The sequence below is a fragment of the Plantibacter sp. MDV22-iso1 genome, assembly GCF_058408345.1.
In genome coordinates, this window is record NZ_JBZVDY010000002.1 from 831,380 (window position 1) to 846,415 (window position 15,036).

15 protein-coding genes are annotated in these 15,036 nt (G+C 70.4%); 13 read left to right on the plus strand and 2 right to left on the minus strand.

Features of this window, described 5'->3' with window-relative positions:
• Nucleotides 1-102 precede the first annotated feature (102 nt).
• From AC4PMY_RS14610 to AC4PMY_RS14650, 9 genes are all read left to right on the plus strand, one after another.
• On the plus strand, nucleotides 103-831 hold the full coding sequence (locus AC4PMY_RS14610) for an SDR family oxidoreductase (RefSeq protein WP_064294924.1): 729 nt from the start codon (nucleotides 103-105) through the stop codon (nucleotides 829-831).
• The gene (locus AC4PMY_RS14615; RefSeq protein ID WP_064294925.1) at nucleotides 828-1,505 is read left to right on the plus strand and encodes a FadR/GntR family transcriptional regulator; all 678 of its coding nucleotides are present in this window, start codon (nucleotides 828-830) and stop codon (nucleotides 1,503-1,505) included. Before AC4PMY_RS14610 ends, AC4PMY_RS14615 begins: the two co-directional genes overlap by 4 nt.
• Before the next feature lie 240 nt (nucleotides 1,506-1,745).
• On the plus strand, nucleotides 1,746-3,032 hold the full coding sequence (locus tag AC4PMY_RS14620; RefSeq protein ID WP_064294926.1) for a sugar ABC transporter substrate-binding protein: 1,287 nt from the start codon (nucleotides 1,746-1,748) through the stop codon (nucleotides 3,030-3,032).
• 6 nt (nucleotides 3,033-3,038) lie between these two features.
• Nucleotides 3,039-4,010, plus strand: coding sequence for a carbohydrate ABC transporter permease (locus AC4PMY_RS14625; protein WP_369808448.1), 972 nt, complete (start codon nucleotides 3,039-3,041; stop codon nucleotides 4,008-4,010).
• An 83-nt stretch (nucleotides 4,011-4,093) separates the two neighbouring features.
• Nucleotides 4,094-4,936, plus strand: coding sequence for a carbohydrate ABC transporter permease (locus tag AC4PMY_RS14630; RefSeq protein WP_064294955.1), 843 nt, complete (start codon nucleotides 4,094-4,096; stop codon nucleotides 4,934-4,936).
• Entirely contained in the window at nucleotides 4,933-6,561 is a 1,629-nt protein-coding gene (locus AC4PMY_RS14635) for a glycoside hydrolase family 3 protein (RefSeq protein WP_491623071.1), read from the plus strand. Before AC4PMY_RS14630 ends, AC4PMY_RS14635 begins: the two co-directional genes overlap by 4 nt.
• A complete protein-coding gene (locus AC4PMY_RS14640) occupies nucleotides 6,558-7,499 on the plus strand; it encodes an N-acetylglucosamine kinase (RefSeq protein ID WP_064294929.1) in 942 nt (313 codons plus the stop codon). The genes AC4PMY_RS14635 and AC4PMY_RS14640 overlap by 4 nt, the downstream gene beginning before the upstream one ends.
• A complete protein-coding gene (gene murQ / locus AC4PMY_RS14645; RefSeq protein ID WP_082915984.1) occupies nucleotides 7,483-8,496 on the plus strand; it encodes an N-acetylmuramic acid 6-phosphate etherase in 1,014 nt (337 codons plus the stop codon). Before AC4PMY_RS14640 ends, murQ begins: the two co-directional genes overlap by 17 nt.
• A complete protein-coding gene (locus AC4PMY_RS14650; RefSeq protein ID WP_491623072.1) occupies nucleotides 8,486-9,355 on the plus strand; it encodes a MurR/RpiR family transcriptional regulator in 870 nt (289 codons plus the stop codon). The genes murQ and AC4PMY_RS14650 overlap by 11 nt, the downstream gene beginning before the upstream one ends.
• Nucleotides 9,356-9,433: 78 nt before the next feature.
• On the opposite strand, the gene AC4PMY_RS14655 is transcribed toward AC4PMY_RS14650, so the two are convergent.
• A complete protein-coding gene (locus AC4PMY_RS14655; RefSeq protein WP_064294931.1) occupies nucleotides 9,434-10,156 on the minus strand; it encodes an SDR family NAD(P)-dependent oxidoreductase in 723 nt (240 codons plus the stop codon).
• On the minus strand, nucleotides 10,156-11,088 hold the full coding sequence (locus AC4PMY_RS14660) for a helix-turn-helix transcriptional regulator (RefSeq protein WP_064294932.1): 933 nt from the start codon (nucleotides 11,086-11,088) through the stop codon (nucleotides 10,156-10,158). Before AC4PMY_RS14660 ends, AC4PMY_RS14655 begins: the two co-directional genes overlap by 1 nt.
• Before the next feature lie 128 nt (nucleotides 11,089-11,216).
• Here AC4PMY_RS14660 and AC4PMY_RS14665 point away from each other — a divergent pair, with 128 nt between their 5' ends.
• From AC4PMY_RS14665 to AC4PMY_RS14680, 4 genes are read left to right on the plus strand one after another with little or no spacing between them, the layout of a single operon-like run.
• Entirely contained in the window at nucleotides 11,217-12,242 is a 1,026-nt protein-coding gene (locus tag AC4PMY_RS14665; RefSeq protein WP_064294933.1) for a zinc-dependent alcohol dehydrogenase family protein, read from the plus strand.
• Complete coding sequence (locus tag AC4PMY_RS14670) at nucleotides 12,239-13,465, plus strand: MFS transporter (RefSeq protein ID WP_491623073.1); 1,227 nt, start codon at nucleotides 12,239-12,241, stop codon at nucleotides 13,463-13,465. The genes AC4PMY_RS14665 and AC4PMY_RS14670 overlap by 4 nt, the downstream gene beginning before the upstream one ends.
• A gap of 54 nt (nucleotides 13,466-13,519) precedes the next feature.
• Nucleotides 13,520-14,500: a hypothetical protein gene (locus AC4PMY_RS14675; protein ID WP_491623074.1), complete on the plus strand. Its 981-nt coding sequence runs from the start codon at nucleotides 13,520-13,522 to the stop codon at nucleotides 14,498-14,500.
• A 39-nt stretch (nucleotides 14,501-14,539) separates the two neighbouring features.
• Nucleotides 14,540-15,034, plus strand: a complete 495-nt coding sequence (locus AC4PMY_RS14680; RefSeq protein ID WP_491623075.1) for an NUDIX domain-containing protein — start codon at nucleotides 14,540-14,542, stop codon at nucleotides 15,032-15,034.
• Nucleotides 15,035-15,036 lie beyond the last annotated feature (2 nt).

Genomic DNA, 15,036 nt, shown 5'->3' on the forward strand with positions numbered 1-15,036 from the left:
GTCCGAGCGCAACCCTCGACGCGTCGACCCGGTGCCGACGGCCGCGTACGCACCAGGCGAGTAAAACATACTTATGGCCGGTCGGTTCGCTACACTGGCGCCATGACGGATCGAGTGCTCTGGGTGACGGGTGGCGGCAGCGGTATGGGACAGGCCGTGGCGGTGTCGGCCGCGGAGGCGGGATGGCGCGTCGCCGTGACGGGGCGGCGGCGCGAGGCGCTCCTCGAGACGGTGGAAGCCGTCACCTCCGCCGGCGGTGTGGCCGTCGACGCGGAGGCCGACGCGACGGACCCCGCTTCGCTCGCCCGAGCCCATGAACGCATCGTCGCCGAGCTCGGCCCGGTCGACGACCTCGTCACCGCGGCGGGCCTGAACGCACCTCGGCGCCGGTGGGACGACCAGACGATGACGGAGTTCGCCGCGATCGTCGACACCAACCTCACCTCGGTCGCCCGCACGATCGACCTCGCGCTGCCCACCATCCGCGACGCGCAGGGACGGATCGTCGTCATCTCCTCCTTCGCCGGCTGGCGCTTCTCGACCAAGGGTGGCGTCGCCTACAGTGCGAGCAAGACCGCGCTCGCCTCGCTCTGCGCGACCCTCAACGAGGAGGAGGGACTCCACGGCGTCGGCGCCACCCACCTCTGCCCGGGCGACGTCGACACCCCGTTCCTCTCCATGCGGCCGCAGGTGCCGGACGCGTCGGCGCGCGAGACGATGCTGACGCCCGGGGACATCGGCCGCGCCGTGCGGTTCATCCTCGACGGCCCGCCGCACGTGCGGATCGACGAACTCGTGATCTCCCCCACCCGTCCGTCAGCACGGGCGTGAGTCGCGCACCGGGGACATCGGCCTTCGAACGCACGCTCGACCGGATCGGCACCGACATCGTCGACGGCGGACTGCCCGCCGGCACGGTGTGCACGGTGGACGAGCTGGTCGACCGCGCCGGGCACTCACGGTCGGTGGTCCGGGAGGCGACCCGTGTGCTCGCCGGCATGGGACTCCTCGCCAGCAAGGCCCACGTCGGTCACACCGTGCAGCCGTCGTCGAGCTGGGACTGGTTGCAGCCCCGGGTGCTCCGCTGGGCACTGGCGAGCGGGCGACGGGAGTCCACCCTCCTCGCGATCCGCGAGCTCCGTACGGCGACCGAGCCGGAGTCGGCACGGCTCGCGGCCGAGCGACGCGGCGACGGCGACGCCCGTGAGCTCCGCGAGACGAGCGAGGCACTCCGCGCGGCGGCGGCTCGCCAGGATCCGATCGCGTTCCTCGAGGCCGACCTCCTGCTGCATCGCCTCATCCGACGGGCGGCGGGGAACCCGATCCTCGACCGGGTCGGCGACGCCGTCGACGAGGCCCTCCGGGATCGTGTGGTCCAGCTGCCCGGTGACGGCATCGACCACCACGACGCGGCGTTGCACACGGACCTCGCGTCGGCGATCGAGGCGCAGGACGGCGAGCGGGCCGCCGCGACGATGCGCGTGATCATCCTCCGCACGGCTTGACGACGGCGGTGGCCGACCGCCATCCACACACACGGTTCTCGCAGCTTCGCGAAACACGTCCGTCACGCAGGTAACGACCGTGTTGCAGTGCTGGAAAATATTTGCAAGCTTCCTGTACTTATTGAATACTGTTTCCACACCCACTGAAAACAGCAGGGATCGACCGCGGTTTCCCGGTCATCACGGATCCCGGGCCAACGACGGCCCGGACTCCCGATCCCAGAATCGAGGAGCAGCACCATGCGCAAGCGCACCCTTCCGCTGGCCGTCCTCGCCACCGCGGCACTCGGCCTCACCGCCTGTGCCGGTGGCGGTTCCGGCTCAGGCGACGTCTCGGCAGACGGCCAGACGCTCACCGTCTGGATCATGCAGGGCACCAACCCCGACTCCGAGGCCTTCTTCAAGGAGGTCGGCTCGGCCTTCAAGAAGGAGACCGGCGCCACCCTCAAGGTCGAGTACGTGCAGTGGGCCGACGCCCACGACCGCTTCGTGACGTCGATCGCCGGGAACACCACCCCCGACGTCGCCGAGACGGGCACCACCTGGACGGCCGAGTTCGCCGATGCCGGCGCCCTCGCCCCCATCGGCGACTACGTCGACAAGGCCGGCCTGAAGGACGACCTCGTCAAGGGCCTCGCCGACTCCGGCACCTACGACGGCGAGCTCTACGGCATGCCGTGGTACGCCGGCGTCCGCTCGATCGTCTACCGCACCGACGTCTTCGAGGAGCTCGGCCTCAAGGCGCCGACCACCTGGCAGGAGATCATCGACGCCGGCACCGCGATCAAGGCCGCCAAGCCCGACATGATCCCGTTCCCCGTCCCCGGTGACGCCGAGTTCACGGCGTACCCCTGGGTCTGGGGCGCCGGCGGCGAGGTCTCCGAGCTCGACGGCGACACCTGGAAGTCGGGTCTCGCGAGCGACGACTCGCGCAAGGGCATCCAGTTCTGGACCGACCTGGCCACCAAGTACGACCTCTCCTCCTCGGGTGCCACCACCTGGAAGGAGACCGACGTCCTCGACAACTTCGTGCAGGACAAGGTCGCCATGGCGATCATGGGCTCCTGGACCCCGGCGACGATCGTCCAGAAGAACCCGGAGCTCGAGGGCAAGTTCGCCGCCATCCCGATCCCGGGTGAAGACGGCGGCATGTCGCCCTCCGTGCTCGGCGGTTCGCACCTCAGCATGTTCAACACCTCGAAGAACAAGGACCTCGCGTTCCAGTTCATCGAGATGATGACCACCGGCAAGTTCGCCTCCGAGTGGGCCGAGCAGACCGGGTACTTCCCCGGCCAGACCTCGCTCCTCAGCGACTCGACCGAGAGCGACGACCCGCTGGTGAAGCCCTTCGCCGAGCAGTTCGTCGACGGCGGCGCTTCCCTCCCCGTGACCCCGAAGTTCGGTGCGGTGCAGGCGAAGAAGACCACCAACGCGATGATCCAGGCCATCCTCTCCGGGAGCAAGTCGGTCGACCAGGCGACGACCGACGCCGCCAAGGAGATGGACGACATCATGAACGGCAAGTAGCCGATCGTGTCGACCCTCACCCCGCCCACGGTCACCCGCGAAGCCCCCGCTTCGCGGGTGGCCGGGGGCCCTTCCCCCAAGCGGCTGCGCCTCCTGATGCGCACCCGCCCCTGGCTGCTGCTCACGCCGGCGCTCCTCATCCTCGCCGTGCTCCTCCTCTGGCCGCTCATCCGCGTCGTCCTGTTCTCCCTGCAGGACTACGGCCTGCGCGAGATCGTCAGCGGCGACACCAACTTCAACGGCGGCGCGAACTACGCCGAGGTCTTCGCCGACCCGACCCTCTGGACCGTCGTCCTCCCGAACACCGTCCTCTTCGCCGCCGCGGCCGTCATCGGTACCGTCGTCCTGGGCACCCTCGTCGCCCTCCTCATGGCGAACCTCGGCTCCTTCTGGCGCACCATCGTCGGCAGCGCCATCATGGTCGCCTGGGCGATGCCCGCCGTCACCGGCACCTACGTCTGGGTCTGGATCTTCGACGCCGACCGCGGCATCGTCAACCAGACGCTCATGGGGCTCGGGCTCATGGACGAGCCCTTCAACTGGTTCACGAACCAGTTCACGTTCTACGGCATCGCGCTGCTGAACGTGATCCACCACGGCTTCCCCTTCGTGGCCATCACCGTCCTCGCCGGCCTGCTCGGCGTGTCCAAGGAGATGCTGGAAGCCGCCGAGATGGACGGGGCGGGCGCGTTCCGTCGCTTCTTCCAGATCACCTTCCCATCGCTGCGTCAGGTGTTCTCGGTCGTGATCATCCTGTCGACCATCTGGGACTTCAAGGTGTTCGCGCAGATCTACCTCATGCCGGGTGGTTCCGGCTCGAACCGCGAGGTGTTGAACCTCGGCGTGTGGTCGTACGTGGAGTCCTTCGGACAGAACCGCTACGGCTTCGGCTCCGCGATCGCGGTGCTGTTGACGCTCGTCCTGCTCGGCATCACGATCGTCTACATCCGCGCCCTCATGAAGGAGGACGAACTGTGACCACCCAGGCTCCGGCCCCCACCGCAGACCGTCGACCGGCTCAGAAGCCGGGCATCGACCGGTCCGCCACGCCGCAGGTCCCGATGCACCGGAAGGCGAGCGGTCGGAAGATCCGCTCGAACACCGTCAAGGCGATCCTCGTCACCCTGCTGCTCGTCTTCACGCTGTTCCCGGCGTACTGGATGCTGTCGAGCGCGTTCGACGCACAGGCGTCGAGCGGCGGGCAGTCGTTCTTCCCGAAGGAACTGTCGCTCACGAACTTCCAGTCGGTCCTGACCGACGGCGGCTTCGGCGTCTTCCTCCGCAACTCCGCGATCGTGGCAGCCGCCACCGTGCTCATCTCGGCGGCCGTCGCGCTCCTCGCCTCGGTCGCGGTCGCCCGCTTCCGGTTCAAATTCCGCACCGCGGTGCTGCTCATGATCCTCGTCGTGCAGATGGTGCCGCTCGAGGCGCTCGTGATCCCGCTGTTCGTGCAGATCCGCGACCTGCAGCTGCTCAACACCCTGCTCGGGCTCATCATCGTGTACGTCGCGCTCGCGCTGCCGTTCGGCATCTGGATGCTCCGCGGCTTCGTCGCGGCGGTGCCGGTGGAGCTCGAAGAGGCGGCCTTCCTCGACGGTGCCAGCTGGTGGCGCATGTTCCGCTCGATCATGCTCCCGCTCGTGGCCCCGGGCCTCGTCGCGACGAGCGTGTTCAGCTTCATCACGGCCTGGAACGAGTTCATCTTCGCGATGACCCTGCTCGGCGGCTCGACGGAGAACTACACGGTCGCCATCGGCCTCAAACAGTTCTTCGGCCTGAACTCCAACGACTGGGGTTCGGTCATGGCGGCGTCGACCATCATCACGATCCCGGTCATGATCTTCTTCATCCTCGTGCAGCGCCGCCTCTCCGGCGGACTGGTGTCCGGAGCGGTGAAGGGATGATCGACCCAGACGTCGCGCGGCTCGTCCGGGGCGTCCTCTGGCCGGGGTTCCTCGGCCGGACCGCCCCGGACTGGCTGCTGCGCGAACTGGACGGCGGCCTCGCGGGCGTCGTGTACTTCGGGCAGAACCTCTCCTCGGACCCGGCGGAGGTCGCGGCGCTGTCGGCCGAACTCCGCGTCCACCGGCCCGAGGTCCTCATCGGCGTCGACGAGGAGGGCGGCAACGTCTCCCGCCTGGAGGCGCAGACGGGTTCCACCCTGCCCGGGCATGCGCAGCTCGGTGCACTCGACGACGTCGAGACGACGCGCGCGGTGGGTGCTGCACTCGCCGAGCGGCTCCACGCGGCCGGGGCGAACGTCGCACTCGCGCCCGTCGCCGACGTGAACACCAACCCCGCGAACCCGGTCATCGGGGTGCGCTCGTTCGGACCCACCGCCGACCTCGTCTCCCGCCACGTCGCCGCGATGGTCGACGGATTGCAGACCGGCGGGGTCGCCGCGTGCGTCAAGCACTACCCCGGACACGGCGACACGGCGAGCGACTCGCACCTGGATCTGCCCCGCATCGACCTGGACCTGGCGGAGCTCGAAGCCGAGCATCTGCCACCGTTCGACGCGGCGATCGCCGCCGGCGTCGCGAGTGTCATGACCGCCCACATCGTCGTCCCGGCGTTCGGTGACGCCCCGGCGACACTCAACCCGATCCCCCTCCGCCGGCTGCGCGAGAGCGGCTTCGACGGTGTCATCATCTCCGATGCACTCGACATGGCCGCCATCCGTTCCACCACCGGCTCCGGACGCGGGGCGGTCCTCGCCCTCCAGGCCGGGGTCGATCTGCTCTGCATCGGCAACCCGTCCAACCTCGGGCCGAAGCAGGGCGCGACGACCGACGAGGACGACTACCTCGAGGTGTTCGAGGCGGTCTGCGCGGCGGTGGCCGACGGTGAGCTCGATCGAGCGATCGTCGAGCGCGCGGCCGCCCGGGTGGCGTGGCTCGCACGGTCCGTCAGCCCTTCGACAGGCTCAGGGACCGGGGAATCGGTCCCCGAGGAGTCCCCGGTCCCTGAGCGGTCACCGGTCCCTGAGCTTGTCGAAGGGCGCTTCTCCGACGCCATCCGCCGGGTCGTGCGCGTCCGGGGCGACGTCGCCATCGCAGCGTCGGCGATCACCCTCGTCGACCTCCGCGACCGACCGACCTTCGCCGTCGCCTCGGCCCACGATCCGTTCGCCGAATCGCTCGCCGAACGGTTCGCCGTCGCCCGGCTCGCTGCCGGCCCGAGCCTCCGGACACCGGATCCGCAGGCCGAGGCACCCGCCTCCGATGAGCTGGCCCTCCTCCTCGAGACGATCCCCGCCGACGACGGCGTCGTCCTCCTCGCAGACCGCCTCGGCGCCGACACCCCGCAGCGGCTCGCGGTGGACCGTGTCGCGCTGGTCCGGCCGGACGCCGTCGTCGTGAGCGTCGGACTACCGCTCTCCGAGGACGCCGTCCTCCCCCTGCCGGTGATCGACACGCTCGCGGCCTCCCGAGCGTCCGCCGACCGGGTCACCGAACTCCTCGCCGCGGCCTCCACCGCGGCACCGACGCACCATCTGCACGACCAGCACCACCGGAACGGATCATGAACCACCTCGCAGCACCCGTCCTCGCCATCGATCTCGGGAAGACCTCCTGTCGCGCCCGCATCACGAGCGGATCCGGCGACGACCTGACCATCCTCGCGGAGGCCCGCGGCCACGGTGCACCGGGCCTCGCCGACCACGAGGGTGCGGAGCTGTCCGCCCGCGCAGTCCTCGAGACGGTCGCGCACCTCCCGGCCGACCTCCTCACCGCGGTGCAGCACGTCGGGATCGGCGCCGCCGGGGTGGAGGCGGCCCCGCACGAGGTCGCCGCGTTCACCGCCGAACTGCGTCTGGCGCTCGGAGCGACGATCGCCGTCGTGAACGACGCCCTGGCAGCCCACGCCGGTGCGTTCGCCGGTGGTCCCGGCACGGTGCTCATCGCCGGCACCGGATCCGTCGTGTTCGACGTCGACGCCGACGGCTCCGTGAAGCAGATCGACGGTTGGGGTCCCTGGCTCGGAGACGAGGGCAGCGGTCGGTGGATCGGGCAGCAGGGCCTCGAGGCGTGCATGCGTGCCTTCGACGGCCGCGGCCCCGCCACCGCCATGCTCGCCGACGCCGAGGCGCTCATCGGGTCGATCCCCGCGCTCCCCCGCTGGGTCTCCAGCACCGGAGCACCGGCCCGCCAACTCGGCACCTTCGCGCCCGCGGTCATCACCCGAGCCGAGGAGGGCGACGCGGTCGCCGCGGACATCGTCGACGCCGCCTGCGCCCATCTGGCTGTCAGCGCCGCCGCTGCCCGCACGGGTGCCGTGTGCGTCGTCGGCGGGATCGCCTCCCACCCCTACGTCGCCGCACATCTCGCGACGGCCCTGCACGAGGTCGGCGTCGACCTCGTCGCACCCCGCGGTGACGCACTCGACGGAGCCAGACTCGTCGCACTCGACACCGCGATCTCCTACGACGGAAGGGTCGTGCGCGACGATGTCCACGCAGCCTGAGGACGCTTCGGCCGCCCACCGTTCGACAGGCCCAGGGACCGGTGAACGCGACATCATCCGCGCGGAGCTCGCCACGCTCTCGACGGAGCAGGTGAACGAACGACACCCCGACCTCGACGCCCTCTCCACCCGGGAACTCGTCTCCGCGATGAACGAGGACAACCGTTCCGTCCCCGACGCCATCGCGGCCGTGGAACCCGAGATCGCCGAGGCCGTCGAAGCGATCGTCGAGCGCCTCCGCCGGGGCGGACGACTCGTCTACCTGGGCGCCGGGACCGCCGGACGGATGGGCATCCTCGATGCGAGTGAGGCACCACCCACGTTCGGGACCGACCCCGGCCTCATCGTCGGACTCATCGCGGGTGGTCCGGGCGCCATCCAGCAGGCGGTGGAGAACGCCGAGGACCGCGACGACCTCGGTCGGGCGGATCTGGAGTCGCTGTCGATCACCGCGGACGACGCCGTCGTGGGGGTCTCCGCGTCCGGCCGCACGCCCTACGTCCTGGGCGCCCTCGAGTACGCGCGCTCGATCGGTGCGATCACGATCGGCCTGTCGTGCAACGCCGGCTCCCCGCTCGCCCGGGACGCGGACATCGGCATCGAGGCGGTCGTCGGTCCGGAGCTCCTCACGGGATCGACCCGGCTGAAGGCGGGGACGGCGCAGAAGCTCGTGCTGAACATGCTGTCGACGATCACGATGGTGCGGCTCGGGAAGACGTACCGGAACCTCATGGTCGACCTCCTCACCACGAACGAGAAGCTGCGGGCGCGAGCGGAACGCACGGTCATGTTGGCGACCGACGTCGACGCCGCCACGGCCGCGAAGACGCTCGCATCCGTGGACGGCTGGGTGAAGGCCGCTATCCTCGTCCTCGTGACCGGCATCGCCGCAGACGAAGCCGTCGCCCGCCTCCGTGGTGGCGACGGCTCCCTCAGCGCGGCCATCGCAGCGCACGCCGTCGAAGACCCGACGGGGGCCGCACCGGATGTCCACTGACGCGCTGCTCGTGCTCCGCCAGGCGATCCCTCGTCTGAGCGCCGCCGAGACGCGCGTCGCCGAGACCATCATCGGCACCCCCTCGCTCGTCGTCGAGCTGACCATCACCGAACTCGCGAAGGCGTGCGGCACCTCCCAGGCGACCGTCGCGCGGTTCTGCCAGACCATCGGGTACACCGGCTACCGGGAGTTCCGGGTCGCCGTCGCGACCTCCACGAGTCGCGAGCAGGCGGAGCGTGACCGGTTCGAGGTCGACGACGCCGACATCGACCCGGACGACTCGGTCGAGACGGTCGTCGCGAAGGTCGCCTACCAGGAGGTGCAGGCGATCGAGCTCACCGCCCGCTCACTCGACCGCGACGCCCTGGACGCGGTCGTCGACGCCCTCCTCGTCGCCCCACGGATCGACGTCATCGGCTTCGGGTCCTCGAGCCTCACGGCGCAGGACCTCCACCAGAAGCTCTACCGGATCGGCATGCCGGCCAACACCTTCGTCGACGCCCACCTCGCACTGCCCTCGGCCGCCCTCCTCGGGCCCGGTGGGGTCGCCATCGGCATCTCGCACTCCGGGCTCACGGTCGAGACCGAGCAGGCGATGCAGCTCGCGCGGGCCGCCGGCGCGACGACCGTGTGCATCACCAACTTCCCCGACTCCCCCATCGCCAGCCGGTGCGACCTCGTCCTCGCGACGCAGGCGAGGGAGAGCCGTTACCGTTCGGGTGCGATGTCGTCGCGCATCGCCCAGCTCGCGCTCGTCGACCTGCTCTTCATCCGTGTCGCCCAACGTCGTTACGACGCCGCGGCCGAGTCCCTCCGCGTCACCTACGAGTCCATCCAGGACCACCGCATCGACACTTGAATCCGGCCCGGCCGGCGAGAGCGCAGTCGATGCTCTCGAATTCGCCCCGTGAGCGCGTGCACTACGCTCTCGTGGGAGTCACGGCAGCAGCGGCACGCCCGTGTGCTCGGCGAGCGCGAGCAGCAGCTCGTCCTGGAACGCCTCGTCTCGGACCGCGCGGTGCGGCTCCTCGCGTCGCTGGTGGTGCCAGTATCCGGAGGTGTCGGCGCCGCGCCCTTCGGCGAGCGCCACCTGGGTCCGGTGCCCGAGTTCCAGATCGTCGGGCGCGTTCGGCCCGCCCATCCGTGTCGGCACCCACCCCGGGTCGACCGCGTTGCTGAACACCCCGGGACGCACTCGCGCGATGGCCGCCGCGAGGACCGTCACGAGGAGTTTGCTGTCGGAGTAACTCGTCGTCCTCGTGGAGCCCGACCAGTCGAGACCGTCGAGCGTCGCGGTACCGCCGCGGTGCATGCTGCTGCTGAGGAACACGAGTCGCCGCGCGGGGACGAGGGCGGTGAGCAGGTAGGGCGCGACCACGTTGACCGGCAGGACGGCCGTTCCGTCGAGGACGCCGGCGTTGTGGATGATCGCGTCCACGGGACCGGCTGCGGCGACCTGCTCCGCGAGCTCATGGACGCCGTCGGGGGTGGTGAGGTCACCGGTGACGAGGTGCGCGGAGGGCTCGTCGAGCAGCCGGACACCGTCGGCGCGGGCGAGGCTCCGTGCGTGGACGAGCACCTCGTGCCCGTGGTCGACCAGCTCGGTCGCGGCGCCGAGCCCCAGGCCGACGGCAGCACCGGTCACCAGGATGCGCGCCATCAGCGACCCCCTGCCCGTCCGGCCTCGCTGGTGTCGGGCTCGTTCGTGACCGCCGCACCGTCACGCTGCGCAGCCTGCCGCTGGGACGCCGCCCAGTTCGCGAGCAACTGCAGTCGCTCGGCGGACGGCGAGCCGGGCTCCGCCGTGTAGACGAGCACGACGCGACCGGGGTCGGCCGTGATCGCGAGCTCCTCGTAGGCGAAGGTCATCTCGCCGACGATCGGGTGGTTGAACCGCTTCGTGCCCGTGCCGTGCGTGCGCACGTTGTGCGCTCCCCAGAGCGTGCGGAAGGCGTCGCTCCGGGTCGACAGCTCACCGACGAGGTCGTGCAGTCCTTTGTCGTGCGGGTCCCGGCCGGCCTCGGCACGCATGACCGACACGCACATCTCGGCGAAGACGTCCCAGTCGGGGTAGAAGTCACGGGAGGCCGGGTCGAGGAACTGGAACCGCGCGAGGTTCGGGGTGCGCCCGCCGTCGCCGATGACCGGTGAGTAGAACGCGCGCCCGAGCTCGTTGGTCGCGAGGAGGTCCTGGTGGGTGTTGCGGACGAAGGCGATGCCGTCGGTGATCGCATCGAGCATCCAGTGCAGGCTCGCCCGGGTCGCGGGGTTCTTGGCCACCCGGCGACGCGGTCGACCGGAGAGTGGGACGCCGTCGGCCGCGCGGGCGAGGTCGAACAAGTGGGTGCGTTCCGCCTCGTCGAGCTGGAGCGCCCGGGCGATGGCGTCGAGGACGGTCGAGGACGCTCCGGCGATGGCTCCGCGCTCCAGCTTCGCGTAGTACTCGACACTGACCCCGGCGAGCGCCGCCACCTCGGAACGCCGCAGCCCGGTCACCCGACGGTTGGGGCCCGCGGTGAGGCCGGCGAGTTCCGGGGTCAGCCGTGCCCGACGCGTCATGAGGAACTCGCGTACGTCTGCTCGATCGTCCATGCCTCCGACGATACGTCCTCGCGGCGAACCGACAGGTGCCCTCTCGGTACACCTCTCAGGCGGGACTCCCTCCCGCGTCGCCCCGGGCGTTGACTGGTCGCCTGCACCACCCGACAGAAGGAGCACACATGCGCGCAGTCGTCATGCACTCGCCCGGCGACGTCCGGGTCGAGGACCGTCCGGACCCCACCGTCATCGACCCGACCGACGCCGTCATCCGGCTCACGGCGACCTGTATCTGCGGCTCCGACCTGTGGCCGTACCGCGGGGTCGAGCCCGTCGACCACACGAACATGGGGCACGAGTACGTGGGTGTCGTCGAGCAGGTCGGCGAGGACGTTCGGACGATCGCCGTCGGCGACTTCGTGGTGGGCTCCTTCGTGACCTCCGACAACACCTGTGAGATCTGTCAGGCGGGGTACCAGTCGAAGTGCGTGCACGCCGAGTTCGTGTCGGTCGCCGCCGGCACGCAGGCGCAGCTCGCCCGTATCCCCCACGCCGACGGCACGCTCGTGGCGACGCCGGGGCAGCCGGACGCGGAGCTCATCCCCTCGCTGCTCGCCGCGTCCGACGTACTCGGGACGGGCTGGTTCGCCGCTGTCGCCGCCGAGGTGGGGCCGGGGAAGACGGTCGCGGTCGTCGGTGACGGGGCCGTCGGACTCATGGGCGTCCTCGCGGCCCGGGAGCTCGGGGCGGAACGCATCATCGCGATGTCCCGTCACGCCGACCGGCAGGCGCTCGCCCGCGAGTTCGGCGCGACCGACATCGTCGAGGAGCGCGGCGCCGAGGGTGTCGCACGGATCACGGAGCTGACCGGCGGTCTCGGCGCGCACAGCGTCATCGAGGCGGTCGGCACCGAGGAATCCATGCTGCAGGCGATCCGCTCCACCCGCGGGGGCGGCCACGTCGGCTTCGTCGGCGTCGCCCACGAGGGTGTCTCGCTGCCGCTCGACGAGCTCTTCTTCGCCGAGGTGCACCTCCACGGTGGGCCGGCGCCGGTGCGACGGTTCCTCCCCGAGCTCATCCGGATGATCTGGGAGCGGAGGATCGACCCGGGGAAGGTCTTCGACCTCACGCTGCCGCTCGAAGACGCCGCCGAGGGCTACCGGGCCATGGACGAGCGTCGTGCGATCAAGGTGCTGCTGACACTGTGAACCCCGCGGAACCGATCACCTCGACCCCGGACGCTCCGGCCGGGGCGTCGCCTCTCCCGACAGCCGGTGCGCCCACCCGGATGCCCTGGTTCGCGCTCGCGGCCCTCACCGCCATGGGGTTCGTCCTCGTGGCCTCGGAGACGATGCCGGCAGGGCTCCTCCCGGTCATCGCCCGAGATCTCGAGACGAGCGAGGGCCTGATCGGTCAGTTCATCAGTGTGTGGGCGCTCGGGACCGTCATCGTCACGATCCCGGCGCTCGCCATCACCCGTGGGCTGCGTCGCAAGCCGCTCCTCCTCGGCGCGATCGTCGGGCTCATCCTCGCGAACACCGTGACCGCGGTCGCGGGGGACGTCGTCGTCGCGCTGGTGTCGCGGTTCGTCGCCGGTGCGTTCTGCGGGGTGATCTGGGGCATGCTCGCCGCCTATGGGCGTCGCATCAGCCCGCCCGACCGTGGAGGCCTCGCACTGTCGATCGTGTCCGTCGGAGCGCCTGCCGGGCTGGCGCTCGGGACACCGCTCGGCGCCTGGCTGGGCACCGCGTTCGACTGGCGCTGGGCGTTCGGAGGACTCACGGCGCTCGCGCTCGTCGTGCTCGTGTCCATCGCGGTGGTGGTGCCCGACGCGCCCGGACAGCCTCGCTCGGCACGGCTCCCGCTTCGACGGGTGCTCGTCCTACCGGGTGTCGCTGTCGTCCTCGCGGTGATCGTCGTCTGGATGCTGGCGCACAACACGGTCTACACCTACATCTCGCCGTTCCTTCGGTCCTCGGGCACGGGACTCGGAGCCGATCTCGTGCTGCTGGTCTACGGTGTCGCGTCCATCGCGGGCATCGGTCTCACGGCGGCGCTCATCGACCGGGCTCCGCGTGCGCTGCTCCACGGGAGCGTCGCGATGTTCGTCACGGCGGGCGCGCTGCTCCTGATCGGCCACGCGTCGATGGTCGCCGTCCTCATTGCGACCGTCCTGTGGGGCCTGGCGTTCGGCGGCTCCTCGGCCCAGCTGCAGTCGGCGCTCACCCGATCGGGACGCGAGCACTCGGACGTCGCGAACTCCTTCCTGCCCGTCGCGTTCAACCTCGCGATCTTCGCCGGCGGTGTCCTCGGGGCGCTCCTCCTCGGCACCTTCGACGGCCTGATCCTCCCGGTGGTCATGATCGCCCTCGGACTCGCTGCGCTACTGCTCACGATCGCGGGACGCCGGTCGGCCTTCGCCGCGGGGTGACGACGAGGCCGAGCCGGCGGCGGTGGTCGCGTGAGACCATCGGGCATGGCTTCCATGGATGATGCACCCCGGATCGGGGACCTCGAGGTCGACGGCGACGCACTCACCGGCGACGGCACGACACTCTCGGCGCTGGCGGACGAACTGGCCTGTGGCGTCGACGACGCCACCACCGCTGAGGCCCCGTCGGATGGTTGGCGGGTGCTCCGCCGGTTGGAGAGCGGTGCGGTGTATCTCGGTTCGCCGGTCGATGCGGACCACCGGACCTGGCGCCTGGCACAGGTGCATGAGGGAGAGCGGCCTCCGGTGGTGCGCGTGCACCCGGACACCTTGGACGTGCGACCGAGCCGAGCGGAGCGCCGAGAGGGATTGGTGCTGCGATGGCCGCGGTTCATCGCGGAGCTGGCCGACCCGAGCGAGCTCGTCATCGACATCGTCAACGCGGGCACCACCAGATGGACGCCCACTGACGAGGGGTTCTTTGCCATCGGCGCACTCACCACTCCAGGCGAGACCGGGTTCTCCTTCGGATGGATGGGTTCCGCGGCGGGCCGCGCCGTCCCGCTCGACCCCGGGGAGTACAACCGCGTCCCGGTGCAGCTGCAACTGCAGTCCGACCCGTCATCATTGCGGCCCGGCCCCTACGACCTGCACGTCGTGGTCGTCGAACTCGGCCTGCGCCTCGCCGAGCCGCTGCGGGTCGAGCTGACTGCAGAGATGGTGGCGCGTCAGGTCGCCAAGCAGAACCGTCACCGGGCCGACCCCGCGAGCGAGCGCCGAGCCTTCGAACGACAGATCGAAGCAGAGCAGCTGCGAGTCGGCGCCCGCCGGTCCTGGCCCGAGATCGCCGAGGTGGTCGGGAGCGCGGTGTCGGACGACGAGGCGTTGGAGCGCATCGCAGCCGTCCTGGACTGTGAGCCGGAGCAAGCGGCGTCCGTGTACGACTCCTCACTGCGTGCGATGGTCAGGGCGGACGCCGACCGACGTGACGAGCAACTGCAGGAACTCATCCGCCGTCGCGACGCCGTCGGGTGACGCTTCGCCCGAGGACCTGAGCCACCTAGACTCCCGCGCATGGGTTATGTCGGAAGCGATCTCTGGGAGCTGCGGCAGCTCGTGGGGCATCGGCTCCTCGCGCTCCCCGGTGCGCAGGTGCTCGTGCTGGACAGCGAGGGGAACGCACTCTTCCAGCGGCGGGTCGACACCGGCCTGTGGGAGATCCCGGCCGGCAGCTGCGAGCCCGGAAGCAGCTTCGCGCAGACCGCAGTCATCGAACTGATCGAAGAGACCGGTCTGTCAGTGGACGAGCGCGACCTCGAGCCGTTCGCCTGTCTCTCAGCCGCTGAGCACCACGTCCTCGAGTACCCGAACGGCGACCGGGTCCACGCGTTCGCGATGTGCTTCGTGGTACACACGTGGACCGGTTCGCTCCGCGCCGAGGTGGACGAGGTCGTCGAGTTCCGCTGGGCTCCGCTCATCGCCCCGCCTTCACCGACGCATGGTCCGACCCTCGAAGTCCTGCGCCTGTTCGACGCCTACGCCGCGTCGGGAAGGTTTCAGGCGGGGTGACG

Coding starts and splice junctions, on each gene's coding strand:
- AC4PMY_RS14610 (WP_064294924.1), top strand. CDS start 103: ATGACGGATCGAGTGCTCTGGGTGACGGGTGGCGGCAGCGGTATGGGA.
- AC4PMY_RS14620 (WP_064294926.1), top strand. CDS start 1,746: ATGCGCAAGCGCACCCTTCCGCTGGCCGTCCTCGCCACCGCGGCACTC.
- AC4PMY_RS14630 (WP_064294955.1), top strand. CDS start 4,094: ATGCACCGGAAGGCGAGCGGTCGGAAGATCCGCTCGAACACCGTCAAG.
- AC4PMY_RS14635 (WP_491623071.1), top strand. CDS start 4,933: ATGATCGACCCAGACGTCGCGCGGCTCGTCCGGGGCGTCCTCTGGCCG.
- AC4PMY_RS14640 (WP_064294929.1), top strand. CDS start 6,558: ATGAACCACCTCGCAGCACCCGTCCTCGCCATCGATCTCGGGAAGACC.
- murQ (WP_082915984.1), top strand. CDS start 7,483: ATGTCCACGCAGCCTGAGGACGCTTCGGCCGCCCACCGTTCGACAGGC.
- AC4PMY_RS14650 (WP_491623072.1), top strand. CDS start 8,486: ATGTCCACTGACGCGCTGCTCGTGCTCCGCCAGGCGATCCCTCGTCTG.
- AC4PMY_RS14655 (WP_064294931.1), bottom strand. CDS start 10,156: ATGGCGCGCATCCTGGTGACCGGTGCTGCCGTCGGCCTGGGGCTCGGC.
- AC4PMY_RS14660 (WP_064294932.1), bottom strand. CDS start 11,088: ATGGACGATCGAGCAGACGTACGCGAGTTCCTCATGACGCGTCGGGCA.
- AC4PMY_RS14665 (WP_064294933.1), top strand. CDS start 11,217: ATGCGCGCAGTCGTCATGCACTCGCCCGGCGACGTCCGGGTCGAGGAC.
- AC4PMY_RS14675 (WP_491623074.1), top strand. CDS start 13,520: ATGGATGATGCACCCCGGATCGGGGACCTCGAGGTCGACGGCGACGCA.
- AC4PMY_RS14680 (WP_491623075.1), top strand. CDS start 14,540: ATGGGTTATGTCGGAAGCGATCTCTGGGAGCTGCGGCAGCTCGTGGGG.